This is a genomic window from Nocardiopsis changdeensis (assembly GCF_018316655.1).
Lineage (GTDB): Bacteria > Actinomycetota > Actinomycetes > Streptosporangiales > Streptosporangiaceae > Nocardiopsis > Nocardiopsis changdeensis.
Map to the genome: position 1 here is coordinate 5,843,863 of NZ_CP074133.1, position 22,886 is coordinate 5,866,748.

A 22,886-nucleotide genomic window follows, 5' to 3' on the forward strand; every position below is an offset into this window, starting at 1 on the left:
ACCCCCGAGCGCACGCGGCCCGCAGGGCGGGCGACCCCCTCAAGGGCCCGCGGTGTCGAGGACCGGGCACCGGTCGGGACGGCGCCCCTGATACCGCACCCCGAGAAGACTTTCGACGCGGATCGACAGGAGAACCGTGCAGGCAGTACCCCCGAGACGCGGGCGGACGATCGCGTCCCGCATCCGCGCAATGGTCACGATCCCCACGGCGGCCCTGCTCGCCCTGTGGCTGATCCTCACCCTGGTGTTGGCCTTCGACGCCGGGCTGAAGCTGATCCGGGCCTCGGCGACCGACGACATGGTCACCCCGGCCGCCGTGGGCCTGGTCGACGCCATGCGCGAGCGCGCGCGCAGCATCGCCTACATCGAGCACTCCGACGACCCGGAGCTGGCCGCCGAGCTGGCCGAGGCCCGGGAGAGCACGGACGCCTCGCTCGGTGTGGTCATCGGCGACCTCATCGGGTTCGTCGACCTGGCCCCCGGCGAGGCCGGACACCACATCACCATGCTCCACGAGGAGTACGGGCGGATCGACGAGATCCGGGCGGGCGTGGACGACGGCTCCCTCTCCCGCGACGAGGTCCTGGAGTACTACAACGAGTTGGTCCTGCACGGTGCCGACACGTTCGACAGCCAGGGCCGCACCGGCAACGAGCTGGAGTCCGTCAACCCCGGTTTCAGCGCGGTCTACATGTTCCGCACCGTCGACCTGTTCGCCCGCGCCGACGCCCAGCTCGCGCAGGGCTTCGCCGACGACGAGCTCACCTGGGAGGACCAGCTCGCCTTCGCCGAGCTCGTCAGCTCCTACCGCCACCTGCTGGATGCCAACGGCCCCTACATCTCGGGCCCCGGACAGGCCGAGCGGCTCGAAGCGGTGCTGGACAGCCCCGAGTTCGCGCGGCTCACCGAGATGGAGGCGCGGATCATCGAGCGGCGGATCGAGACCGAGTCCGTCACCGACCCGGTCACCCTCGCCGTCACCGACGTCGAGGACCTGTCCATGCCGGTGAACCGCGACGAGTGGGCCGCCGACCACGCGTACGTGCTGGGCGAGCTCACCGAGATCGGCGCGGACGAGGCGTTCTACGCCGCCGACGTCACCCGGGAGCAGGCCCACCGGGCCGTGTTCGTCGCCGTCGGCGGCAGCCTGGGCGTCGCCGCCGTCTTCAGCGTCGCCTTCCTGCTGGCCCGCCGCTCCTCCCGGTCGCTCACCGGCCGCCTGCTGCGCCTGCGCAACGACGCCAACGACCTGGCCGAGCAGCGCCTGCCCGAGCTCATGGACCGGCTGCACCGAGGCGAGCGGGTGGACACCGACGCGATGCTGCCGCTCATGGCGACCAGCGACGACGAGATCGGCGACGTGGCCCGCGCGTTCAACACCGCCCAGCGGGCCGCGGTCGACGAGGCCGTCCAGCAGACGGAGCTGCGCCAGGGCATCAACCGGGTGTTCCTCAACATCGCCCACCGCAGCCAGACCCTGGTCCACCGCCAGCTGCGCCTCCTGGACAAGATGGAGCGCGAGCAGGAGGACCCCGAGCAGCTCGCCCAGCTGTTCAAGCTCGACCACCTGGCCACCCGCTCCCGCCGCAACGCCGAGAACCTGCTGATCCTCGGCGGCGAGGCCCCCGGGCGGACCTGGCACCGGCCGATGCCGCTCATCGATGTGCTGCGCGGCGCCATCTCCGAGTCCGGTGACTACACCCGGGTCAAGCGCGAGCGGATCGCCCGCGTGCACCTCAACGGCCCGGCCGTCGCCGACGTCATCCACCTGGTCGCCGAGCTGGTCGACAACGCCGCCATGTTCTCGCCCCCGCACACCCAGGTGCGCCTGAGCAGCGACGACGTGCCCAACGGTGTGACGATCGAGATCGAGGACCGCGGCCTGGGCATGACCGAGGAGGAGCTGGCCTCCGCCAACCGGCTGCTGGCCGACCCGCCCGAGTTCGACGTCATGCGCCTCAACGAGAAGATGCGCCTGGGCCTGTTCGTGGTGTCCCGCCTGGCGCACCGGCACGGCATCAAGGTGCACCTGCGCCCGTCGCCGTACGGCGGCGTGCAGGCGATCGTCCTGCTGCCGCACGAGATCATCACCGGCGAGCGCTCCTCGCTGCCCGCCTCCGAGGAGCAGGACGGCGACATCTGGGAGGTGCGCGAGATCATCGACCACGCCCCCGGCCGCGCCCTGGAGTCCGGTCCCACCCCGGTCCTGGCCCCGGTGCCCGCGGACGCGGGGACCCCGGCCGCCGACGCGGCGGAGGACTCGCGGGCCGGTGACGCCCCGTCCGCCGGCGCGGAGTCCGGGGACGGCGCGACCGCCGGCGCCGAGGCGCCCCCCGCCACCGCCGGCACCGACGTCCTCGACGGTGTCGACGTCCTCGCCGGGGACCCCGGCCCCCGGCCGCCCCTGCCCACCCGCCGGCCCGCCATCAGCGCGGTCCCCGGTCCCGGGCCAGCCGCGCCGGAGCGGGTCGAGGCGGGCGGCGGACGGCCCTCCCTCCCCAAACGCCGTCCCCAGGAGAACCTGGCCCCGCAACTGGCCGCCGACCCCGAGCCCTCTGCTCGGAACGGTGACGCGGCGGGGGCCCCGGCCCCCGGCGCGGGCGGCGTCGACGGCGCCGAGCGGCTGGCGCGCCTGCGCCGGAACATGACCGCGTTCCAGAAGGGGACCGATCGCGGTCGGCGCGAAGGCAAGCAGCAGACCCACGAGACCGACAAGGACGACTGACAGTGACGAGTACTCCCGAACGCATCGAGCGCGAAGGCTCGGGCAAGAAGGACATCGACTGGCTGCTGGACGAGTTGCTCGAGCGCGCGGTGGGCTCCCGGCACGCCATCGTCCTCTCCGCGGACGGCCTGCTGATCGGCCGCTCGCGCGAGCTGGCCAAGGAGGACGCCGAGCACCTGTCGGCGGTCGCCTCCGCCTTCCAGAGCCTGGCCCGGGGCACGGGCCGGCACTTCGACGGCGGCGATGTGCTCCAGACCGTGGTCGAGATGGAGCGCGCCTACCTCTTCGTCACCGGCGCGGGCCGGGGCGCCTGCCTGGCGGTCCTGGCCGAGGAGAGCGCCGACGTGGGCCTCATCGCCTACGAGATGAACGTCCTGGTCGAGCAGGTGGGCCGCTACCTCGACGCGGCACCCCGCCATGAGGGAGCGACCGGAGAAGCCACGCGATAGGGGGCGGCCATGCAAGCGCACGACGCATTCGATCCGGGCACGGATCCCCACGGCCCGCCGCACCGCGACGCGGTCGGCGGGTACGGGGACGCGGAGCCGGGCGGACCGGACGGCCCGGAGGCCGGGCCGCTGGTCCGTCCGTACGTGATCGCCCAGGGGCGCGACCACGCCGACACGGTCAAGCTGGACATGATCAGCGTGGTCATCGCGGCCAAGCGGGCCGAGGTCGACGAGATGGCCCTGGAGCCCGAGCAGATCCGGATCCTGGAGCTGTGCCGCCGCCCCCTGTCGGTCGCCGAGCTGTCGGCCCACCTGGACATCCCGGTGGCCGTCGTGAAGGTCCTGCTCAGCGACCTCCTCAACCGCGGGCTCGCCCTGGCCCGCGCCCCCTACACAGCGAAGAGCCCGGTCAGCCGGGACGTACTCCAGGCGGTTCTCGATGGCATCCAGCGACTCTGACCTCTCCCGGGACATCGTTCCGTCCGCACTGAAGATCCTGGTCGCGGGCGGCTTCGGGGCCGGCAAGACCACCCTGGTGGGCTCGGTGAGCGAGATCGCCCCGCTCAGCACCGAGGAGGTGATGACCGAGGCCAGCTACGGCGTGGACGACCTGTCGGGCGTGGAGTCCAAGACGACCACGACGGTGGCGCTGGACTTCGGCCGCATCACCATCAGCCCCAGCCTGGTGCTGTACCTGTTCGGCACGCCCGGCCAGGAGCGCTTCTGGTTCATGTGGGAGGAGCTGTCGGAGGGCGCCCTGGGCGCCATCGTCATCGCCGACACGCGCCGCCTGGAGACCTGCTTCGCCGCGGTGGACTTCTTCGAGCGGCGGGGGGTGCCGTTCGTCGTCGCGGTGAACTGCTTCGACGGCGCGCACCAGTACGAGGCGGAGGAGGTGCGGGCGGCGCTGACCCTGGACCCGGCGATCCCGGTGGTCCTGTGCGACGCGCGCGTGCGCTCCTCGGCCAAGCAGGTCCTGCTCACCCTGGTCACCCGGGTCGCCGAGCGCATGGCCGCCTGAGCCGGGGCGCACCGCTCTTCTCGGGGCGGGCGGGTCGCGGACCCGCCCGCCCCGCGTGTTGCGCGGGCCCGTACGGGGGGTTACGAACCGGACACGGTTAGGGTTCGGCGGAGTGGCCACTGGGCCCGGAGTCCTTGTACAAAAGGACATTCCGGGTAAAGTGCGCTCCGTGGCACGTCACGGATGTGCCCCGCCCCGCCGACCATGGACCCGTCACGGGCGGGCCCGCAGAGGTGACTGGAGTTGACTCCCCCATGAAGCGGTTCGAGTGGCGCGACCGGATCCACGCCCTGGACGCCGAGGCAGACTGCGAGGAGATCGTGCGCATCCTGGCGACGCACGAGTTCCCGTGGGACATCGAGCAGGCGCTCGGCCTGGCCCTGTACCGGACCTACGCGGTGCCGAGCGTCGGGGAGCTGCTGGCGCACACACAGGAGTTCACCGAGCGCACCCAGCACCGCTACGACGACACCGCGCTCATCCTCAACGACATCATGGAGCACGGGTTCGGCCCGGGGCGGGGACGCGACGCCCTGCGGCGGATGAACCAGATGCACCGGTCCTACGACATCTCCAACGACGACTACCGCTACGTCCTGAGCACCTTCGTCGTCATGCCGGTGCGCTGGCTCAACGACTACGGGTACGGCTGGCGCCGGCTGTCCGACCACGAGATCGCCGCGAGCACCAACTACTACCGCAGGCTCGGCAGGCACATGGGGATCAAGGACATCCCCGGGACCTACGCGGAGTTCCACGAGCTGTTCGACTCCTACGAGAAGGAGCACTTCGCCTACACCGAGGGCGGCCGGGCCGTCTCCGACGCCACCCTCGGGCTGATGGTGGACTTCTACCCGGCCTGGCAGCGCCCGCTGGTGCGCCCCTTCACCAAGGCGCTGCTGGACGACCGCCTCATCACCGCGTTCCGCTACCCCGAGCCGTCCGCCGCCTGGCGCTCCCTGGCCGCGGGCGCGCTGCGCCTGCGAGCGAGGGCGGTCCGGTTCATGCCGCCGCGCACCGAGCCGCGCTGGGCCCGGCAGAGCCCGAACGTCCGCGGCTACCCCGGCGGCTACGACCCCTCGCGCATCGGCACCTTCCCCCAGGGCTGCCCCGTGCCCCACGGCATGGCCACCGTGGAGGTGCCCGCCACCGGCGCACGGGTCCCCGCGGACGGCCAGGCCCTGGCCCCCGAGGGGGCGACGCCCGCCGAGACCCCCGAGGCCACCGGTACCGACTGATCCCGCCGATCCCGCACGCGCCCCCCGCCTCTCCCCTAACCCCGAAGGAGCCGCTGATGAAGCGTTTCGATTTCCGCGACGAGATCCACCGCCTGGACGCCGAGGCCGACTGCGTGCGGATCATGCAGATCCTCAACGCCCACGAGTTCCCGTGGGACATGGGCCGGGCCCTGGGCATCGCCCTGTACCGGACCTACGCGGTGCCGAGCATCGGGGAGCTGCTGGGCGGGACGGACGAGTTCACCGGCAAGACCCAGAAGCGCTACGACGACACCGCGCTCATCCTCAACAGCATGATGCGGTACGGGTTCGAGCCCGGCCAGGGCCGCGACGCCCTGCGGCGGATGAACCAGATGCACCGGTCCTACGACATCTCCAACGACGACTACCGCTACGTGCTCAGCACGTTCGTCGTCATGCCGGTGCGCTGGCTCAACGAGTACGGGTACGGCTGGCGCCGGCTGTCCGACCACGAGGTCTCGGCGATCGTCCACTACTACCGCAGGCTCGGCAGGTACATGGGCATCAAGGAGATCCCGGAGACCTACGAGGGGTTCCGGGACCTGCTCGACGCCTACGAGAAGGAGCACTTCGCCTACACCGAGGGCGGTCGCAGGGTCTCCGACGCCACCCTCGACCTCATGGTGACCTTCTACCCGCCGCGGGTGGCCGGGCTGGCCCGCCGGTTCTCCATGGCGATCCTGGACGAGTCGCTGATCGAGACGTTCCGCTACGAGCCGCCGTCCAAGGCCTGGCGCAGGTCGGCGGACATCGCGCTGAAGATCCGCGCCAAGGTCGTGCGCCGGATGAAGCCGCGCGAGGAGCCGTTCTGGGCCGACCAGAACCCGAACATCCGCAGCTACCCCGGCGGCTACGACGTCAACAGGATCGGCACGTTCCCGGCGGGCTGCCCGGTCGCCCACGACGTGGACCCGGTCGCGCACGAGGAGCTGTACGGGAAGAAGGACGGCGCCTCCGCCGAGGCCGCCGAGGCCCCCGTGACCGCCGAGGCCGCAGCGGACGGGCGCGCGTGACCGCCACCTCCGAGCCCACGGCCGCCGGGACCGCCGCGCCCCCGGCGGCGGGCCCCCTGCCCCGCTCGGTGCACGCCTGGTACGGCAGCGGCGCGGTGGCCACCGGCGTCTTCAACACGGTGCCCGGCCTGCTGCTGCTCATCTACCTCACCGACACGCTCGCGGTGAGCCCGGCGGTGGCCGGCCTGGTGGTGCTGCTGCCCAAGCTGGTGGACCTGGCGGTCAGCCCCTACATCGGGGTCTGGTCGGACCGGACCCGCTCCTCCTGGGGACCGCGGCGGCCGTGGATGCTGGCCGGCGCGCTGACCCTGCCGCTGCTGTTCGCCGCGATGTTCGCCGGCCCGCCGCTCCAGGGGAACGGAGCGGCGGTGTACGTGGCGGCGGTGTTCGTCGCCGCGGCGCTGGCGTCGTCGGCCTTCCAGGTGCCGCACGCGGCGATGCCCGGGGAGATCACCTCGGACTACCACGAGCGGTCGACGTTCACCGCGTGGCGGACCGTGTTCGTGGGCCTGGCCCTGATGCTCGGCGGGGCGCTGGCCCCCGTCGTCCAGAACGCGCCCGCCGACGAGGTGGCCGGGTACCGGCTCATGGGCGCGCTGATGGGCGTCGTGCTGCTGGTGTCCATGCTGGGCACGGTGGTCGGCACCCGCCGGGCGCCGCGCACCGTGTTCCCGCACCGCACCGAGGGCATGGCCGCCCAGCTGCGGACGGCGCTGACGCACCGGCACTTCCGGGTGCTGTTCCCCGCCCAGCTGCTGATGTCCGTGGCCAGCGGCACGATGGTGGCGGGCGTGCCGTACGTGACCGCGAACGTCATGGGCGAGCCCGCCTACACGAGCATCCTCATGGTGTGCGTGCTGGTCCCGCTGATGGCCGCCGCTCCGCTGTGGCGGCGGGTCTCCGTGCGGGTGGACAAGCGCCGGGCCGCCGCCTACGCGGCCGCGGTGTTCTCCGCGGGCGCTCTGGGGCTGCTGTGCATCCCGCTGGGGGGCGTGCCGGTCGCGGTCGCCTCCTCGGTGCTGGTGGGCATCGGCCTGTCGGGGACGATGCTGCTGCCGTGGTCGATGCTGGCCGACTGCCTGGCCGCCACCGACGACGGCCGCCGCCAGGGCGGCGTGCTGTCGGGCGTGTGGACGGCGGGCGAGGCGCTGGCCCAGTCGGTGGGCACCGGCCTGCTGTCGCTGTCGCTGGCCCTGAGCGGCTACGTGGAGTCGGGCGCGGGCGAGGTCGTCCGGCAGAGCGACGAGGCGCTGCGGGGCATGCTGATCGGCAGCACCCTGGTCCCGGCCGCGGTGATGCTGCTGTGCCTGGTGCCGCTGGCGTTCTACCGCCTCACCGAGGCCGACACCGCCCCGGCCGCCGGAGCGCCGGAATGATCCGCGGGGCCCGCCGGAGCGCGGGCCCCGCCCGTGTCCCCCTCAGGGCGTGAGGACGACCGCCCCGCGCCCGTGACCGGAGTCGAGGATCCGGTGCGCGCGGGCGGCCTCGGCCAGAGGCAGGACCTCGCGCAGCTCCACCGCGTACTCGCCGCGCTCGTACAGGCCGACCACCGAGGCCAGCCGCTCGGCCGAGCGGACCCCGTCGACGGCCGCCGTGCCGAACCGGGCCGGGGCGTCCGGGGAGACCATGCTCAGCACCCTCTCCGGCGCGCCGACGATCTCCAGGACCTGCCGCAGCGAGGCGTCGTCGCGGGCGTCGTACCCGGCGTCGACCCCGTCCGGCGCGACGGCCCGGACCTGCTCGACCATGGTGTCCCCGTAGGTGACCGGGACCGCGCCCAGTGCGCGCAGGTGGCCGTGGTGGCGCTCGGAGGCCGCGCCGATCACCCGGTCCGCGCCCCGGAGCAGGGCCAGCCGCACGATCGCCGAGCCCAGGCCGCCGGCGGCGGAGTTGACGAACAGGGTGTCGCCGGGGCCCACCCCGAGCGCTTCCAGGACCATGACCGCCCCCTGCCCCCGGGCGGGCAGGGCCGCCGCCTCGGCCTCCGGCAGGGCGTCCGGCCGGGGGACGACCTGGTCGGCGCCGACGACGATGTGTTCGGCGTAGGCGCCGAAGGTGGAGAAGCCCAGGACCGGGGTCCCGGCTGCTGGTCCCGCGGTCCCCTCGCCGAGGGCGTCCACGGTTCCGGCGAACTGGTTCCCGGGGACCAGCGGCAGGTCGATCCGGTCGCGCCAGGGGAGCTCGCCCCGGCGGATCCGCGCGTCGAGGGGCAGCGTGCCGACGGCGGCCACGCGGACGCGGACCTGTCCGGGGCCGGGCTCGGGCAGGGGCAGGTCGACGGGGGTCAGGACCTCGGGGTCCCCGAAGCGGGTGATGGCGACGGCGTGCACGGTGCCTCCGTGGGTTCAGGCGTCCCGGTCGGGACGGGTGGCGGGCAGCAGGAGTGCGGGGAGCAGGGCGGCGGCGGTCAGGGCGGCCATCCACCAGAAGGCCGCCTGGAAGGCGGGGACCGGGTCGGCGGAGGCCGCGCCGCCCGTCAGGACCAGGGCGAGCCCGGCGGTCCCGGCCGCCGCGCCGACCCGTTGCAGCACGTTGAGGGCGACGGTGGCGTGCGGGATCCGGTCGGCTTCCAGCCCCCGGTAGGCGGCGGCGAGCAGGGGCACCGAGGCGGTGCCCAGGCCTGCGCCGCGGACGAAGAGGGCGGCGCCGAGCCACCACTGCGGGGTGTCGGCGGTGGCGAGCGCGAAGGGGACCGTGGCCAGGGCCGCCACGGCCAGCCCCGCGACCACGAGGTGGCGGGGGGCGAGCCGGTCGGCGGGGCCGCCGACGCAGAGGACGGCCAGGGCCACCCCGGCGCCCATGGGGGCCAGCAGCAGTCCGGCGTCCAGGGGGTCGGCCCCGGAGACGCGCTGGTGGAAGAGCGGCAGCAGGAACATGCCGCCCCAGATGCACAGCCCGAAGACGAACATGAGCGCGGCCCCGTTCCGGAACGGCGCGTGGGCGAACAGCCGCAGGTCCAGGGCGGGCGGCGGCGCTCCCTCGCGGGGCCGCAGGGCGCGCAGCGCGAAGCCGGAGAGCAGCAGGGCGCCGAGCCCGGCCCACAGGGGGCCGGCCCAGGACGTCAGGGAGGACAGCCCGTGCAGCAGGGCGACCAGGCCGAGGGAGAGCAGGGCCAGGCCCGGGGGGTCGAGGCGTTCGGAGCGGTCGGATCCACCCCGGGGGATCCCGCGCACGGCGAACAGGACGGCGACCGCGACCAGGGGCAGGACCAGGGCGAACACCCAGCGGTGGCCCAGGGACTCCAGGACCGCTCCCCCGGCGACCGGGCCGAGCACGGGGGCGAGCTGGCCGGGCACGCTGATCAGGGCCATGGCCCGGCCCACGCGCCCGGGTCCGGCGGCCCGGGCGAGGATCGCCATGGTGAGCGGCAGGACCATGCCGCCGCCGAACCCGGTGAGGGCCCGCGTCACGATGAGGGACTCCAGGGACCAGGCCGCGCAGGACAGGGCGGCACCGGCCCCGAACAGGGTGAGCGCGCCGATCCAGGCCGTGCGGGGGCCGAACCGGTCCAGGGCCCAGCCGACGACGGGGATCGCGGCGGTCATGGCCAGGAGGTTGGCGGTGACGACCCACTGCACCCGGGACACGGGTGCGTCGAAGGCGTCGGAGAGGTCGTCGACCGCGACGGTGACGACGGTGCTGTCGGCCAGGGCGGCGAAGGCTCCGGCCAGGAGGACGGCGGTGAGCCGGACCAGGGGTGCGTCGAGGCGTTCCCGGCCCCGCGTGCGGGGGGCTTTCTCGGACATGAAAAGTAAACTACACCGTGCAGTGTAGATTTGTCGCCGTGCCGTATCCGACCGCCGGATCGGGGAATACGCTGCTGGAGAGCCCGCCGCGACCCGACCCGAACGGACCCACCCGATGACCGCCCAGCGCCCCGCTCCCCCGCCGACCTGCGGCCGTCCCGCCAAGCACGCGGCCATCCTCGACGCGGCCCGGCGGGTGTTCCTGCGCGAGGGCTACACCCGCGCGAGCATGGACGCGATCGCGGCCGGCGCCGCAGTCTCCAAGCGCACCGTCTACAACCACTTCGGCGACAAGGAGGGCCTGTTCTCCGCGATCGTCGAGCAGAGCAGCGCCGCGGTCGCCGAGGACTTCGCCGCGACGGCCGCCCGCCACCTGGCCGACCCCGCGGACGCCGAGGAGGCCCTGGTCGCCTTCGGCGACGCGTGGGCCTCCCCCGGGCTGCACCGCCCCGACCACGGGGCGCTGGTGCGGCTGCTCATCGCCGAGGCGCTGCACTTCCCCGACGCCGTCCGGGTGTGGCTGGACACCGGCCCCGGGCCGGTCCGCCGGGGCCTGGCCGCGCGGCTGCGCACGATGGCCGACCGGGGCCTGCTCGACATCCCCGGCGGAGGGGAGGAGACGGCCGCCGAGCACTACGTGGCGCTGGTGCAGACCCCGGCGACCAACCGGTCGTTCTTCAACGCGGCCCCCCTGGAGGAGGCCGAGCGCCGGGCCCTGGTCCGCTCCGGCGTCACCGCGTTCCTGCGCATCTACGGCCCCGGCCGGTCCTAGCGGCCCAGGCGGCGCCAGATCGGGCGCGGCATCAGCCGCATGCCCGCGAAGACCGGGGCGAGCACGCGCGGCGCCCACACCGTGGTCGCCCCCGAGCGCAGCCCCGCCGACACGGCCTCGGCGACCTGGGCGGGGGTGGCCGGGAACGGCGCCGGGTCCACGTGCGCCGACATCCGGGTGGGCACGTAGCCGGGGCGCACCACCAGCACCCGCGCCCCGCTGCCGTGCAGGGAGTCGGCCAGCCCCTGGGCGAACCCGTCCAGGCCCGCCTTGGCCGACCCGTACACGAAGTTGAACCTGCGCACCCGCACCCCGGCCACCGACGACAGCACCACCAGCGCCCCGTGGCCCTGCTCGCGCAGGCGGGCGGCGACCGCCAGCCCGGCGGAGACGTGCCCGGTGTAGTTGACCGCCGCCGCGCGCGCCGCGGCCGCCGGGTCGGCCTCGTAGTCGGCCTGGGTGCCGAGCACGCCGAACGCGTCCACGACCACGTCGAGGTCGCCCACCAGGGCCACCGCCCCGTCGACCGTGGCGGTGTGGGTGTCGGGGGCGGTCGCGTCGAACTCCAGCGAGTGGACCTTCGCGCCCAGGGCGGCCAGGGCGGCCGGGGGCTCGGCGACGCCGCCGCGGGCGGCCAGCACCACCTCGCGGGCGCCCTCGCGCACCAGACGTTCGACGATGGCCAGGCCGATCTCGCTGCGGCCGCCGAGCAGCAGTACGGTCCGCACCGTTCCCACCGAGTCGCGCATGTGCCTTGGATGTCCTTCCGGGTGACGAACGCGGATGTTTCAGAGCAGCCGCAGGCGGCGGGCCAGGTCGGAGACGAGCACCCCGTCGGGGTCGACCCGCTCCCGGACCTTGCGCCAGGCGGGCAGGTCGGGGTACATGGCGTGGACCGTCTCCGCGTCGGCCCGGCCGTCCTTGGCCAGGTAGAGGCGGCCGTCCGCGGCCAGCAGGAGCTCGTCGAAGCGGCGCAGCATGCGGCCCAGGCCCGGCAGCCCGGCGGGCAGGTCCACGGCCAGCGTCCACCCGGGCCGGGGGAACGACAGGTGGCCGCCGGTGCCCTCGCCCAGCCTCTTGAGCACGGTGAGGAACGACGGCGCCCCCGCCCGGGACAGCCCCTCCATGATCCGGACCAGGGTGTCCTCGGCCCCGAACGGCACCACGAACTGGTACTGCACCAGCCCGTGCGGCCCGTACAGCCGGTTCCAGCCGCGGACGGCGTCCAGCGGGTGGAAGAACCCGGCGATCGGCTGGGCCTCCCCGCGCCTGCGCCGGGGCGCAGCGCCCCGGTACACGGCGTTGAACGCGCCCACCGTCCAGGAGTTGAGCAGCCCCGGCGGCGCCCACGGCGGGGCGGCCAGCGGGCTGCCCGCGCGGTGGCGCAGCGGGTCGCGGCGCAGGGCGGGCGGCAGGTCGCGCGGGCCGGCGTGGTCGGCGCGGGTCAGCACCCCGCGCCCCATCGCGCTCCCCTTGGCGAGCAGGTCCACCCAGCACACCGTGTACCGGTAGTCGGCGTCGGTGCGCGACATCAGGTCCAGGGTGGCGTCCAGGGAGTCGGTGCGGTCGGTGTCCACCCGCATGTAGGAGGTCTCCACCGGCAGCACGGCCAGGGTCGCCTCGGTGACGACCCCGGTCAGCCCCATCCCGCCCAGCGTCGCCCGGAACAGCTCGGCGTCCCCGCCGTCGGGGGTGAGGGTCAGCGTCTCCCCGGTGGGCGCGGCCAGGGTCAGGGAGCGCACGTGCGCGCCCAGGGAGGAGTCGGCGTGGTGGTTCTTGCCGTGCACGTCGGCGGCGATCGCCCCGCCCACGGTGACCTGCCGCGTCCCGGGGGTGACCGGCACGAAGTACCCGCGTTCGAGCAGGTGGGCGATGAGCCGTTCGAAGGACACCCCGGCCGGGACGGTGACCTCGCCGCGGTCGGCGTCCAGCCGGATGGGGCCGGTCAGTTCGGTGCAGTCCAGGACGGTGCCGCCGGCCGCCTGGGCGGCGTCGCCGTAGGAGCGCCCCAGGCCGCGGGCGAGCACTCCGCGCGGCCCCGCCTCGGCCAGGGCCCGCGCGACCTGCGCGGCGGAGCGGGGGCGCACGACGCGGGCGGCGGTCGGCGCGGTGCGGCCCCACCCGGTGAGGAGCACGGGGCGTTCCGGCTGCGAGGCCACGGAGGGTCCCCCTTAGAGGTAGATGCCCAGCCCCACCAGGAGGGCGAGGGAGACGAGGACGACCTGGAGGGGGCGGTCGCGCAGGGCGATCTCCTCCGGCTCCTCGCCCACGCCCCGGTCCACCAGCAGGTTGTAGCGCAGGACGAACATGATGAAGGGAACGATACTGCCCACGTGGAACAGGTTCTGCGCGCCGCCGTCCTGCTCCAGCGCCCACAGGCAGTAGGTGACGATCATCGCCGCCGACGCCATGGTGCGGGTCTGGGACAGGTACGTGGGGGTGTAGGCGCGCAGGGTGGCCCGGACCGGTCCGCCCGCGTCCCCCTTGTGCAGGGCGCGCAGCTCGGCCTCGCGCTTGCCGACCACGACCAGCAGTGCCGCCAGCGACACCACGATGACGAACCAGGAGGTCAGCGGGACGCCGACGGCGACGCCCCCGGCGACGGCGCGCAGCACGTGGCAGGCGGCGACCGCGACCAGGTCGCAGATCGCGATGTCCTTGAGGTAGCGCGTGTAGGCGAGGGTGAGCAGGACGTACCCGGCGAGGACGCCGGTGAGCAGCGGCTCGCCCAGGGCGAGGGAGGCCGCCGGGGCCAGGGCGCACAGGGCGATCCCCGCGGCCACCGCCAGAGGCACCGGGACCAGCCCGGCGGCGATGGGGCGGTGGCGCTTGCGCGCGTGGGCGCGGTCGCGCTCGACGTCGCGGACGTCGTTGAGCAGGTAGGTGCCGCTCGCCGCCGCGGAGAACAGCGCGAAGACCGCCGCGCACAGCAGCAGGGCGCGCGGTTCGGAGAGCGCCCCGGCCGCCGCCGGGGCGGCCAGGACCAGCAGGTTCTTCAGCCACTGGCGCGGGCGGCAGGCCCGCAGCAGGGCGAAGGGCAGGGTGTCGCGCAGACGGCGGTCACCGGACGGGGTCCCCCCGGTCCCGGTCCCCGGCACCACCGACGTCATCCGCTCACCCTCCCGGCCGCTCGGACGGACCCGCCCCGCCGGTCGCGGCGGGGACGGGGTCCGACGGGTCCTTCAGTTGTGGTGGGCACGGGATCGGCCGGTGAGGTGCAGGACGACTCCGATCCCGATGAAGCCGACGCCGACGATGAGGGCGGCGAGCGGGATCGTGGTGTGGATCAGCGGCAGCATGGTGCGGCCCTGCTCGGAGTTCTCCAGGGCGGTGCGGACGGAGGCGTCGTCGAAGACCAGCTCGGCGTCGAGCAGGGTCAGGACCTCCTCGCCGTCCACGACGACGACGCGGTTCTGGTGCTCGCTGACCTTGATCGGGGAGCCGGTGACCGGGTCGATCCAGTAGGTGCGGGTGATGGAGAAGACCTCGTCGCCGGTCACGTCGCCCTCGCCCTCCAGCCCGGCGACCGAGCGCGGCAGGGTGCGCTCGCCGATGACCTCGCCGTCGACGACCTGCTCGAAGCGGTAGACCTCGACGCCCTCGATCTCCTCGACGGCCTGGAACTCCATCGGGACCGGCTCCTTGACGGTGGTCTCGAAGAAGTCGTAGTCGCGCTGCTCGGTGAAGAAGGGGAACTTCCACGCCTGGCCGCTCTGGACGGTGGTCTCCTCGTTGACCATCGCGTCGCAGCAGTCGACGGCCTCGCCGGTGACCCGGTCGTGGCCGGCGCGGCGGCTGGTGGAGGTGATGCCGAAGTCGGTGTCGGCGTCCCGCAGCCAGGTGAACTGGTCCCAGACCACGATCTCGTCGGTGCTGGAGGCCACGTCGGCCCGGATGGTGACGCTGGCCTCCAGCGTGGCGTTCTCGACGAGCTCGACCTCCTCGATGTTGAAGTAGGTCGCCCCCTCGGCGACGTTGGTGTACTCGACGTAGTAGGTCAGGGGGGTCTTCATCAGGGAGCTGGACACCCACGTGCGCATGAGGGGTGCAACGGCGAGGAAGAAGACTCCAAACCCGATGAGAACGACCGCTATGGCACGGCGCATTTGCCCTCCTGGGCGATGTGAGTCTGGATCTGTAACGGGCTTCAGTGGAACTAGCTTCAGTTCCGGGTAGAGTACTGCCCAGTAGTGAACGACGTCACCAGGGCGTGTCTGAATTTTTATAACACGTTCTAGTGGACCGTGTTCCGACTCCTCCCCGTCCTGGAAGGCCCCATGGCGCCCATTCCCTCCGCGCCCGAGGACCCCACCGGCACCCCCTCCGGCGGCGCGCGCACCTCCTCCGCGGTCCCCGACCCCGCCCGGCTCCTGCCGCAGGTCGACGGCCGCCACGAGACTCTCGACGGCATCCGCGCCGTGGCCGCCCTCATGGTCCTGGTCTTCCACGTCGCCACCGAGACCGGCGACTCGCTGGCCCCCGGCGTCCTGGGCGGTGTGCTGTCGGCGTTCGACCTCGCGGTGCCGCTGTTCTTCACGCTGTCCGGGGTGCTGCTGTACCGGCCCTGGGCGCGGGCCGTCCTGGACGGGACGCCCTCCCCCTCCTCCCGCACCTACCTGTGGCGGCGGGTCGTGCGCGTGTTCCCCGCCTACTGGGTGGTGGCCCTGGCCGCGCTGCTGCTGTACTCGCGCGAGCACCTGGACTCGCCGCGGTACTGGCTGGAGGCCATGACCCTCACCTTCCCCTTCAACACCGACCCCTCGTGGGTGGGTACCGGCCCCTACGGCCTGGGGCAGATGTGGAGCCTGTCCGTCGAGGTGAGCTTCTACCTGCTGCTGCCGGTGTTCGCCCTGCTGCTGTCGCTGTGGGCCCGGCGCGGCCGGACCCCCGACGCCCGGGGCCGCCGCCTGCTGTGGGGCCTGGGGGTCATGGCGGTGCTGGGGTTCGCGGCGCTGCTGCCGCAGTTCCTGCCCGAGCCGCGCCACTACATGCACGCCTGGCTGCCGCGCACGCTGGGCATGTTCGCCGCCGGCATGGCGCTGGCCGTGCTGTCGGAGTGGGCCTGGCGCGAGTCCGGCCCCGACGGCCCGGTGCGGCGCTTCTGCCGCACCGTCGCCTCCGCCCCGGGGGTCTGCTGGGCGGCGGCGGGCGGGTTCTTCGCCCTGGCCGCCACCGACGCCACCGGCGGCCGGTTCATCGGCGCGGGCGACCTGTGGAGCTCGGCGTTCTCCTCCGCGGCCGACATCGGCTTCGCGTTCCTGATCATCGCCCCCGCCGCGCTCGCGCCCCGGCCGGCGGGCCCGCCGGCCCCGCTGCGCTCGGCCGAGGCCTGGCGCGGGGGCCGGTGGATGGAGGCGCTGCTGCGGCACCGGGTCTGCCAGTACCTGGCCAAGGTGTCCTACGGGGTGTTCCTGTGGCAGTTCCTGGCGCTGTACCTGTGGCGCGACTTCACCGGGCAGGAGATCTTCACCGGCGCGTTCTGGCTGGACATGGTGCCGGTGACGCTCGCGACGGTGCTGCTGGCCGCCGCCACCTACCGCTGGGTGGAGGAGCCGTCCCGGCGCTGGTCGCGCCGGTTCTTCCGGGAGCGGCGCCGGGCCTGAGGGCTCACTCCCCCTCCGCGGCCTCCCCGGCGTCCCCGTCCTCGGCGCCGTCCCCGGTCCCCTCCCCGGGCTCGGCGGGCTCCTCCTGGGAGAGCGGGATCGGGTGGCCGCCCTCCGCGTCCGGGGCCAGCCCGCCGATGGCCACCGCCGTCATGCACAGCTCGTCGCCCTCGGTGAGCAGGGAGAGGCGGTCCCCCTGCTGGGGCACCGGCAGGTGCCAGAAGCCGCCGTCGGGGGCCGCCGGCAGGACCGCCTCGATCCAGCCGCCGCCCACCGACACCACCAGCTGCGTGTCCGCGTCCGCGGTGTAGGCGACCGTCGCCACCTGTTGGGGGCCTCCCTGCGCCAGCGCGGGCCAGGACACCGCGCCCTCCAGCGTCCCCAGGCACTCGTCCTCGGGCCCGGGCAGGAACGTGCTGCTGAACAGGGTGTGCTCGCCCGGGACCAGGGTCCCCTCGTCGTCGAACACGTACGCGGCGGCGCCCTGCTCCGGGTGCGCGAACCGGTCCCCGTCCCGCTCCGGGGCCATCGGCGGCAGCACGTAGGAGGTGAGCCGCCGGTCGCCGTTCCAGTCCAGGACCACGTCCTCCGGGACCGGCCGCGGGTAGAACGCGCCCTCCTCCGGCAGGTCCGCCATGGAGGCGCGCACGTTGTCCATGTACTCGCGCAGCCGGTCGCCGTTGAGCGTCCCGGCGTAGGTGTAGGTGGAGTACAGGGCGCCCGCGGCGTAGCCGGCCGTCAGCACCGCGGCCGCGACCGCCCGGTTGCGCCGGGCCCGGCGGCCCGGTGCCGCGCGCGTGGTGAGCGGGACCCCGGCCGTGGAGACCGACTCCCGGGCGCGCTGCTCGCGCACCACGAGGAAGGCCAGCGCCAGGCACAGGGCGAAGACCAGCGCCGCGTCGGCCACGTACCGGGGGTCGGCCCCGGCCAGGCCGTGCCCGCGGCCGCGCGCGATCACGGTCGGGATCGCGTCCACGAAGACCAGGTAGCCCAGCAGCAGCGCCCACGCCCGCCAGGCGCGTCCGCGCAGCCACAGGCTGCTCAGGACGACGACGAGCCACATGACGCCCGCGCCCAGCACCACGAACCCGCGCGGTTCGATCAGGCCGCCCGCCGGGGTGATGATCGCCCACTCGAAGGGGCCGCCCAGCGCGCCCACCGGGAACACCTGCCCCAGCATGCGCCGCAGCAGCTCGGCGGCCGCCTCGGCCTCGGGCACCCCGGCGCCCTCGGTGCCGCTGCCGGTGTTCTGGCTGACCAGGTACAGGACCAGGTAGCCCAGGGTCATGGCGACCATCGCGGCCCAGAACGCGCGGTGCGCGCGGAACGCCCGCACCGCCCCCGCGAAGAGGCTCCCGGGGTACAGGAACGCGACGGCGAACACGAACAGCAGCGAGGGCAGGAACAGCGCCTTCACCGAGAAGAACATGCCGAAGACCACCGCGGCCGTCGTCCACCAGCCGTACCGGGGGTCGCCGGTGCGCACGTAGCGGACCGTCCACAGCAGGGCCAGCAGGATGGCCAGCTGGAACGGCACCGCGTTCAGCGCCGCCGCCCACCAGCCCAGCACCGGGATGGTCAGCGGGGCCAGCGCGTAGACCGTGAACGGGATCAGCAGCGCCCAGCGGCGGCCGAACAGCTCCCACAGCAGCCGCAGGAACACCAGCAGCGCCAGGGCCTGGAGCCCCAGCATCACCCCGGCGCTCACCCACCAGTTGTACGGCCAGAAGGCCGTCTGGAGGTAGACCAGGAACATCGCCCCGGGCATGAAGTGGCCCTTGTGCAGGGAGAACAGGTAGTCCGGGGTGAGGTCGGTGGCGTAGGCGGCGCCGAAGAACAAAAAGTCGTCCTCGACGAAGTAGGACGCGTTCAGGACGAAGACCTTGGCGGCCAGCGCCACCACCAGGACGGCCATCGCCGCGCGGAACACGTTGTCCCGGGAGGCCTCCCGCAGCGCGCGCAGGGACTCGGCCGCCATCGCGCCGATGCCGGGGCCCTCGTCCTCGGGCTCCTCGGCCGGGCGGCGTACCCTGACCTCGACCTCCGGTTCCCGATCCGGACCGGTCGTGGGGGTGGTGGACGGCATCGGTACTCTCCCCGCCGCTGGTTGGCCAAGCCGGAAAACGGATGCCAGAATACAACAGGTTCCAGTTTCGGCATCGCTGTTGACACTGGTCTTTCCACTCGGGATGCTCCGAACGGGAACTTGATTCAGAACGCCCCTGGAGGTGATGTGGTGGGACTCGAACAGGTCCGCCGCGACTGGACCCGGCTGGGGGCCACCGAACCCCTGTGGGCGGTGTGCGTCGACCCCGCCAAGCGCGACGGCGGCTGGGACGACGACGAGTTCCTCGCCTCCGGCCGCGCCGCCGTCGACCCCGCGGTGGCCCGCCTGGACGAGCTGGGGCTGCGCCCCGAGGGCGGCCGGGTGCTCGACTTCGGCTGCGGCGCGGGACGGCTGTCCAACGCGCTGGCCGCGCACTTCGACCGGGTCGTGGGCGTCGACATCTCGGCGCCCATGCTGGAGGAGGCGCGGCGGCTGGACCGCTCCGGCGGGCGCATCGAGTTCGTCCTCAACGAGCGGCCCGACCTGTCGATGTTCGAGGACGGCTCCTTCGACCTCGTCTACACCGACCTGGTGCTCCAGCACCTGCCCCCGGAGCTGGCCGAGGGGTACGTGCGCGAGTTCGCCCGGGTCGTGCGCCCGGGCGGGGCCATGGTGCTGGGCGTCCCCGAGGGCGAGCGCCGCACCTTCAAGGGGCTGGTGTTCCGGTACGCGCCCTGGCCCCTGGTGGCCTGGGCCCAGCGGACGCTGCTGCGCTACCCCGCCCCAATGCGCATGCACACCCTGCGCACCGAGCGCCTGGCCGAGCTGCTCCCCCAGGCGCGCATCGCCGCCTCCGACGAGTACTGGGGCGGCGACCACTGGCGGCACTTGCGCCACTACGTGGCGGTGGGGGGATGACCACCGTCGCCCGCCCCGACGGCACGGTGCCGTTCCGCGCCACCCTGGGCCGGTCGGTCGCGCTGTTCTCGGCGTTCCGCAGGGAGCAGACCGACCCCGCGTTCTTCTACGGCACCCTCGCCCGCGACACCGTCGCCCAGCTGCGCTCGTACACGCCGCTGGACGGCCGGCTGGTGGTGGACGTGGGCGGCGGGCCCGGGTACTTCGCCGACGCCCTGCGCGAGGCGGGCGCCCGCTGCCTGTGCATCGACTCCGACGCCCACGAGATGACCCTGCACGGGCGCTCCGCGGACGCGTTCGCCCTCCAGGGCAGCGCGCTGGACCTGCCGCTGCGCACCGGGTCGGTGGACGTGTGCTTCTCCTCCAACGTGCTGGAGCACGTCCCGGACCGGGTGCGCATGGCCGACGAGATGGTGCGGGTGACCCGGCCCGGCGGGCTGGTGTACCTGTCGTACACGCTGTGGTTCTCGCCCTGGGGCGGGCACGAGACCTCGCCCTGGCACTACCTGGGCGGCCGGTACGCCGCCGAGCGGTTCGCCCGCCGCAACGGGCGCAGGCCCAAGAACGACTTCGGCCGCACCATGTACGCGGCCCACGCGGGCGAGATGCTGCGGTGGGCGCGCCGCCGCGCCGACGTCGAGCCCGTGGACCTGCGGCCCCGCTACCTGCCGACCTGGGTCAAGCCGGTCGTGCGCGTGCCGGGGCTGCGCGAGGTCGTCACCTGGAACCTACTGCTGGTGCTGCGCAAGCGTTGAGGGCGCCAGCACCAGGCTGCTGATCACCCGGCCGTCGGCCGCGTCCACCGTCGCGCTCCATCCGCCCAGCTCGACCCGCTCCCCCGGCCCGCCGGGGATGTGGCCGAGCAGGACCAGCACCATCCCGGCGACCGTGACGTAGGAGCCCTCGGGCGGGTCGGCGACCTCCACCCCCAGCAGGGGCAGGTCGTGCACCGGGTAGGCGCCCGGGACGCGCAGCGCGCCCCCGTCCAGCCGGGCGACCCCGGGGTCCCGCTCGTCGGTCTCGTCGGCGATGTCGCCGACGATCTCCTCCAGCAGGTCCTCCAGCGAGACGATCCCGCTGACGTCCCCGGCCTCGCCGATGACCACGGCCAGCTGGCGGCGGTCGGCGGTCATCCGCCGCAGGGCCTCCGACACCGACAGCGAGTCGGGGAGCAGGAGGGGTTCGCGGATCAGGACGGCGACGTCGCTGTCGTCCCGGCCGATCAGGTCCGACCAGTGGACCACCCCGAGCACGTCGTCCACGTCCCCGGCCGCCACCACGGGGGCCCGCGAGTGGCCGTGGTCGGCGAGCATGCGCAGCGCCTCCCGGGCCGTGGTCCCCGCGGGGACCACGTCGACCTCGGGGCGCGGGACCAGCACCTGGCGGACCTTGCGCTCGCGGATGTCGAACGCCCCGGCCAGGATGTGCCGCTGCTCGGGGGTGATGTCGCCGCGCGAGACGATCATGTCCCGCAGCTCCTCCTCGGTGACGTCCTCCCGCTCCGCCCCCGGGTCGCCGCCGAAGACCCGCACCACCAGGTCGGTGGAGACCCCGAGCAGCCACACCACCGGGCGCGAAAGGGCGGCGAGCAGGTCGAGGGGGCGGGCCGCCAGCAGCGACCACGCCTCGGCGCGCTGCATGGCGATGCGCTTGGGCGCGAGCTCGCCCAGGACCAGGGTGAGGAAGGTCAGCAGCAGGGTGACCAGGACGACGGACGTCGGGGCGGCGTAGGGGCCGAGGAAGCCCAGCGGCTCGACCAGCGGCCCGGCCAGCGTGACGGCGGCGGTCGCGGAGGCGAGGAAGCCGGCGAGCGTGATGAAGATCTGGATGGTGGCCAGGAAGCGGTTGGGGTCCCGGGCGAGCCTGGCGACGGCCCGGCCCGCCCGGCCGCCCGCCTCCAGGCGGCGGATCTGGCCCTCGCGCAGGGTGACCAGCGCGATCTCGCTGCCGGCGAACAGGGCGTTCACCACGACCAAGACCAGCACGAGGCCGATCTGGGCCCCGTAGCCCTCCATGTGGTGCTCCCGTGGGTCGGTTGCGCTGTGCTGTGCTGGGATGGGGGTCTTCCCCGATTCCCCGCCCTCCACACACGTCCCGGCCGGGCCCCGCCCGGACAGGGGGCGGCGCCGCTCAGGACGTGGAGCGGACGACCAGCTCGGTGGGCAGGATCAGCGGGGTGGCCTCGCCTCCGCCCAGGACGGTGAGGAGCATCCGGGCCGTCTCGCGGCCCAGGGCCCGGACGGGCTGGTGCACGGTGGTCAGCGCGGGCTCGCGGGTGCGTGCGGTGTCCAAGTCGTCGAACCCCACCAGGGAGACGTCGCCGGGGACGTCCCGGCCCGCCGCGCGCAGGACGCGCAGGGCGCCCGCGGCCATGTTGTCGTTGGCGGCGAACACCCCGTCCACGTCCGGAAGGCGTTCCAGCAGGCGGGACATGGCGGCGGCGCCGCCGGCCTCGGTGAAGTCCCCGCGCTCGGGTGCGAGGAATTCCCGTCCGGCCAGGGCGAGGGCCTCCCGGTGGCCGCGCTCGCGGGCACGGGAGACCTCGGTGTCGGCGGGGCCGGAGATCATGGCCACCCGGCGGCAGCCGCGGGCGATCAGGTGCTCGGTGGCCAGCCGTGCGCCGCCGGCGTTGTCGACGTCGACGTACCAGCGGGGGGCGGGGCCGGGGGGCAGTCCCCCGAAGACCACCGGCACCTCGGAGGCGGCGAACACCGGCAGCAGGGGGTCGCCCTCGCGCATCGCCATCGGCATCACGCCGTCGGTGCCCCGGGAGCGCAGCAGCTCCTCCACCCGGCGGCGGCCGCGCTCGGAGGCGGCCAGGCACAGCATGAGGTGCAGGTCGCCCTCCTCCAGGGCGGCGGACAGGCCGACGATGACCTGGGCGAAGAAGGGGTCGGCGAAGATCGACGGGTCCTCGCCGGAGACGACCAGGGCGGCCGTGCCGCTGCGCCGGGTGGCCAGGGCGCGGGCCCTGGTGTCGGGCACGTAGCCCAGCTCCCGGACCGCGCGCCGGACCGCCTCGCGCTTGTCCCGGCTGACGTGCGGGGCGCCGTTGAGCGCCCGGGAGGCGACGGAGCGGGACACCCCGGCGCGGGCGGCCACGGCGTCGAGGGTGGGGGCGGGAGGGCGCTGCTCGGTCATCGCGGTCCGTTCTTCCCGGCAGGGCGGTCGTGGGCTCGACTGGAAGCGGTTCCAGTTTAACTCCGGAGTCAGCCCCGAACGGCTCCGGAGGAGATTTCCCTTCACCCCCTTGACGGTGGTTCCAGGGAAACTCATGATGTGAGGCGCCTCACCACTACCCGGGATCGGACTGGAAGCGCTTCCAATGGGAGC

At 74.0% G+C, this 22,886-nt stretch carries 20 protein-coding genes; 11 read left to right on the forward strand and 9 right to left on the reverse strand.

Going from position 1 to position 22,886, the window contains the following annotated elements:
• Positions 1-190 precede the first annotated feature (190 nt).
• The 7 genes from KGD84_RS26330 to KGD84_RS26360 all read left to right on the forward strand — a co-directional run bounded on the left by KGD84_RS26330 (position 191) and on the right by KGD84_RS26360 (position 7,843).
• Entirely contained in the window at positions 191-2,725 is a 2,535-nt protein-coding gene (locus KGD84_RS26330; protein WP_220563041.1) for a sensor histidine kinase, read from the forward strand.
• A 2-nt stretch (positions 2,726-2,727) separates the two neighbouring features.
• Positions 2,728-3,174 (forward strand): roadblock/LC7 domain-containing protein, encoded by a 447-nt coding sequence (locus KGD84_RS26335; protein ID WP_220563042.1) that lies wholly within the window; start codon positions 2,728-2,730, stop codon positions 3,172-3,174.
• A 9-nt stretch (positions 3,175-3,183) separates the two neighbouring features.
• Positions 3,184-3,633 carry a DUF742 domain-containing protein gene (locus KGD84_RS26340; RefSeq protein WP_220563043.1) on the forward strand — a complete coding sequence of 150 codons (450 nt, stop codon included), beginning with the start codon at positions 3,184-3,186 and terminating at the stop codon, positions 3,631-3,633.
• Positions 3,614-4,195 (forward strand): GTP-binding protein, encoded by a 582-nt coding sequence (locus tag KGD84_RS26345; protein WP_220563044.1) that lies wholly within the window; start codon positions 3,614-3,616, stop codon positions 4,193-4,195. The genes KGD84_RS26340 and KGD84_RS26345 overlap by 20 nt, the downstream gene beginning before the upstream one ends.
• A 254-nt stretch (positions 4,196-4,449) precedes the next feature.
• On the forward strand, positions 4,450-5,433 hold the full coding sequence (locus KGD84_RS26350; protein ID WP_220563045.1) for an oxygenase MpaB family protein: 984 nt from the start codon (positions 4,450-4,452) through the stop codon (positions 5,431-5,433).
• Between the two features lie 56 nt (positions 5,434-5,489).
• Positions 5,490-6,467 (forward strand): oxygenase MpaB family protein, encoded by a 978-nt coding sequence (locus KGD84_RS26355; protein ID WP_220563046.1) that lies wholly within the window; start codon positions 5,490-5,492, stop codon positions 6,465-6,467.
• On the forward strand, positions 6,464-7,843 hold the full coding sequence (locus tag KGD84_RS26360) for an MFS transporter (RefSeq protein ID WP_220563047.1): 1,380 nt from the start codon (positions 6,464-6,466) through the stop codon (positions 7,841-7,843). The genes KGD84_RS26355 and KGD84_RS26360 overlap by 4 nt, the downstream gene beginning before the upstream one ends.
• A 42-nt stretch (positions 7,844-7,885) precedes the next feature.
• Here the strand turns inward: KGD84_RS26360 and KGD84_RS26365 are convergent, their stop codons facing one another.
• Together KGD84_RS26365 and KGD84_RS26370 are read right to left on the reverse strand one after the other, a co-directional pair.
• Complete coding sequence (locus tag KGD84_RS26365) at positions 7,886-8,797, reverse strand: NADP-dependent oxidoreductase (RefSeq protein WP_220563048.1); 912 nt, start codon at positions 8,795-8,797, stop codon at positions 7,886-7,888.
• A gap of 15 nt (positions 8,798-8,812) precedes the next feature.
• On the reverse strand, positions 8,813-10,213 hold the full coding sequence (locus KGD84_RS26370; RefSeq protein WP_220563049.1) for a DHA2 family efflux MFS transporter permease subunit: 1,401 nt from the start codon (positions 10,211-10,213) through the stop codon (positions 8,813-8,815).
• Positions 10,214-10,328: 115 nt separating this feature from the next.
• On the opposite strand from KGD84_RS26370, the gene KGD84_RS26375 reads away from it, so the two are divergent.
• Entirely contained in the window at positions 10,329-10,985 is a 657-nt protein-coding gene (locus KGD84_RS26375; RefSeq protein WP_220563050.1) for a TetR/AcrR family transcriptional regulator, read from the forward strand.
• Here the strand turns inward: KGD84_RS26375 and KGD84_RS26380 are convergent.
• The 4 genes from KGD84_RS26380 to pgfA all read right to left on the reverse strand — a co-directional run bounded on the left by KGD84_RS26380 (position 10,982) and on the right by pgfA (position 15,091).
• Positions 10,982-11,734 carry a decaprenylphospho-beta-D-erythro-pentofuranosid-2-ulose 2-reductase gene (locus KGD84_RS26380; RefSeq protein ID WP_220563051.1) on the reverse strand — a complete coding sequence of 251 codons (753 nt, stop codon included), beginning with the start codon at positions 11,732-11,734 and terminating at the stop codon, positions 10,982-10,984. The two genes, KGD84_RS26375 and KGD84_RS26380, sit on opposite strands and share 4 nt — an antisense overlap.
• A gap of 39 nt (positions 11,735-11,773) precedes the next feature.
• Complete coding sequence (locus KGD84_RS26385) at positions 11,774-13,144, reverse strand: FAD-binding protein (protein WP_220563052.1); 1,371 nt, start codon at positions 13,142-13,144, stop codon at positions 11,774-11,776.
• A gap of 12 nt (positions 13,145-13,156) precedes the next feature.
• Positions 13,157-14,095, reverse strand: coding sequence for a decaprenyl-phosphate phosphoribosyltransferase (locus tag KGD84_RS26390; protein WP_220563053.1), 939 nt, complete (start codon positions 14,093-14,095; stop codon positions 13,157-13,159).
• 72 nt (positions 14,096-14,167) lie between these two features.
• Positions 14,168-15,091, reverse strand: a complete 924-nt coding sequence (pgfA, locus tag KGD84_RS26395) for a cell envelope lipid trafficking protein PgfA (protein ID WP_220563054.1) — start codon at positions 15,089-15,091, stop codon at positions 14,168-14,170.
• A gap of 171 nt (positions 15,092-15,262) precedes the next feature.
• On the opposite strand from pgfA, the gene KGD84_RS26400 reads away from it, so the two are divergent.
• Complete coding sequence (locus KGD84_RS26400) at positions 15,263-16,588, forward strand: acyltransferase family protein (RefSeq protein WP_220563055.1); 1,326 nt, start codon at positions 15,263-15,265, stop codon at positions 16,586-16,588.
• Between the two features lie 4 nt (positions 16,589-16,592).
• Here the strand turns inward: KGD84_RS26400 and KGD84_RS26405 are convergent, their stop codons facing one another.
• Positions 16,593-18,674: a hypothetical protein gene (locus KGD84_RS26405; protein ID WP_220563056.1), complete on the reverse strand. Its 2,082-nt coding sequence runs from the start codon at positions 18,672-18,674 to the stop codon at positions 16,593-16,595.
• A gap of 150 nt (positions 18,675-18,824) precedes the next feature.
• Between KGD84_RS26405 and KGD84_RS26410 the strand changes: the two genes are divergently transcribed.
• Both KGD84_RS26410 and KGD84_RS26415 read left to right on the forward strand, forming a co-directional pair.
• The gene (locus tag KGD84_RS26410) at positions 18,825-19,553 is read left to right on the forward strand and encodes a class I SAM-dependent methyltransferase (protein WP_255646818.1); all 729 of its coding nucleotides are present in this window, start codon (positions 18,825-18,827) and stop codon (positions 19,551-19,553) included.
• Positions 19,550-20,308, forward strand: a complete 759-nt coding sequence (locus KGD84_RS26415) for a class I SAM-dependent methyltransferase (protein WP_220563058.1) — start codon at positions 19,550-19,552, stop codon at positions 20,306-20,308. Before KGD84_RS26410 ends, KGD84_RS26415 begins: the two co-directional genes overlap by 4 nt.
• Here KGD84_RS26415 and KGD84_RS26420 read toward each other — a convergent pair.
• Both KGD84_RS26420 and KGD84_RS26425 read right to left on the reverse strand, forming a co-directional pair.
• On the reverse strand, positions 20,282-21,568 hold the full coding sequence (locus KGD84_RS26420; protein WP_220563059.1) for a hemolysin family protein: 1,287 nt from the start codon (positions 21,566-21,568) through the stop codon (positions 20,282-20,284). The genes KGD84_RS26415 and KGD84_RS26420 overlap by 27 nt on opposite strands.
• A gap of 115 nt (positions 21,569-21,683) precedes the next feature.
• The gene (locus tag KGD84_RS26425; RefSeq protein WP_220563060.1) at positions 21,684-22,694 is read right to left on the reverse strand and encodes a LacI family DNA-binding transcriptional regulator; all 1,011 of its coding nucleotides are present in this window, start codon (positions 22,692-22,694) and stop codon (positions 21,684-21,686) included.
• Between the last annotated feature and the right edge of the window lie 192 nt (positions 22,695-22,886).

What these genes read in the sequence shown, in the direction of transcription:
- KGD84_RS26330 (WP_220563041.1), top strand. Translation starts at nt 191, where the DNA reads ATGGTCACGATCCCCACGGCGGCCCTGCTCGCCCTGTGGCTGATCCTC.
- KGD84_RS26340 (WP_220563043.1), top strand. Translation starts at nt 3,184, where the DNA reads ATGCAAGCGCACGACGCATTCGATCCGGGCACGGATCCCCACGGCCCG.
- KGD84_RS26345 (WP_220563044.1), top strand. Translation starts at nt 3,614, where the DNA reads ATGGCATCCAGCGACTCTGACCTCTCCCGGGACATCGTTCCGTCCGCA.
- KGD84_RS26350 (WP_220563045.1), top strand. Translation starts at nt 4,450, where the DNA reads ATGAAGCGGTTCGAGTGGCGCGACCGGATCCACGCCCTGGACGCCGAG.
- KGD84_RS26355 (WP_220563046.1), top strand. Translation starts at nt 5,490, where the DNA reads ATGAAGCGTTTCGATTTCCGCGACGAGATCCACCGCCTGGACGCCGAG.
- KGD84_RS26370 (WP_220563049.1), bottom strand. Translation starts at nt 10,213, where the DNA reads ATGTCCGAGAAAGCCCCCCGCACGCGGGGCCGGGAACGCCTCGACGCA.
- KGD84_RS26375 (WP_220563050.1), top strand. Translation starts at nt 10,329, where the DNA reads ATGACCGCCCAGCGCCCCGCTCCCCCGCCGACCTGCGGCCGTCCCGCC.
- KGD84_RS26380 (WP_220563051.1), bottom strand. Translation starts at nt 11,734, where the DNA reads ATGCGCGACTCGGTGGGAACGGTGCGGACCGTACTGCTGCTCGGCGGC.
- KGD84_RS26390 (WP_220563053.1), bottom strand. Translation starts at nt 14,095, where the DNA reads ATGACGTCGGTGGTGCCGGGGACCGGGACCGGGGGGACCCCGTCCGGT.
- pgfA (WP_220563054.1), bottom strand. Translation starts at nt 15,091, where the DNA reads ATGCGCCGTGCCATAGCGGTCGTTCTCATCGGGTTTGGAGTCTTCTTC.
- KGD84_RS26400 (WP_220563055.1), top strand. Translation starts at nt 15,263, where the DNA reads ATGGCGCCCATTCCCTCCGCGCCCGAGGACCCCACCGGCACCCCCTCC.
- KGD84_RS26405 (WP_220563056.1), bottom strand. Translation starts at nt 18,674, where the DNA reads ATGCCGTCCACCACCCCCACGACCGGTCCGGATCGGGAACCGGAGGTC.
- KGD84_RS26415 (WP_220563058.1), top strand. Translation starts at nt 19,550, where the DNA reads ATGACCACCGTCGCCCGCCCCGACGGCACGGTGCCGTTCCGCGCCACC.
- KGD84_RS26420 (WP_220563059.1), bottom strand. Translation starts at nt 21,568, where the DNA reads ATGGAGGGCTACGGGGCCCAGATCGGCCTCGTGCTGGTCTTGGTCGTG.
- KGD84_RS26425 (WP_220563060.1), bottom strand. Translation starts at nt 22,694, where the DNA reads ATGACCGAGCAGCGCCCTCCCGCCCCCACCCTCGACGCCGTGGCCGCC.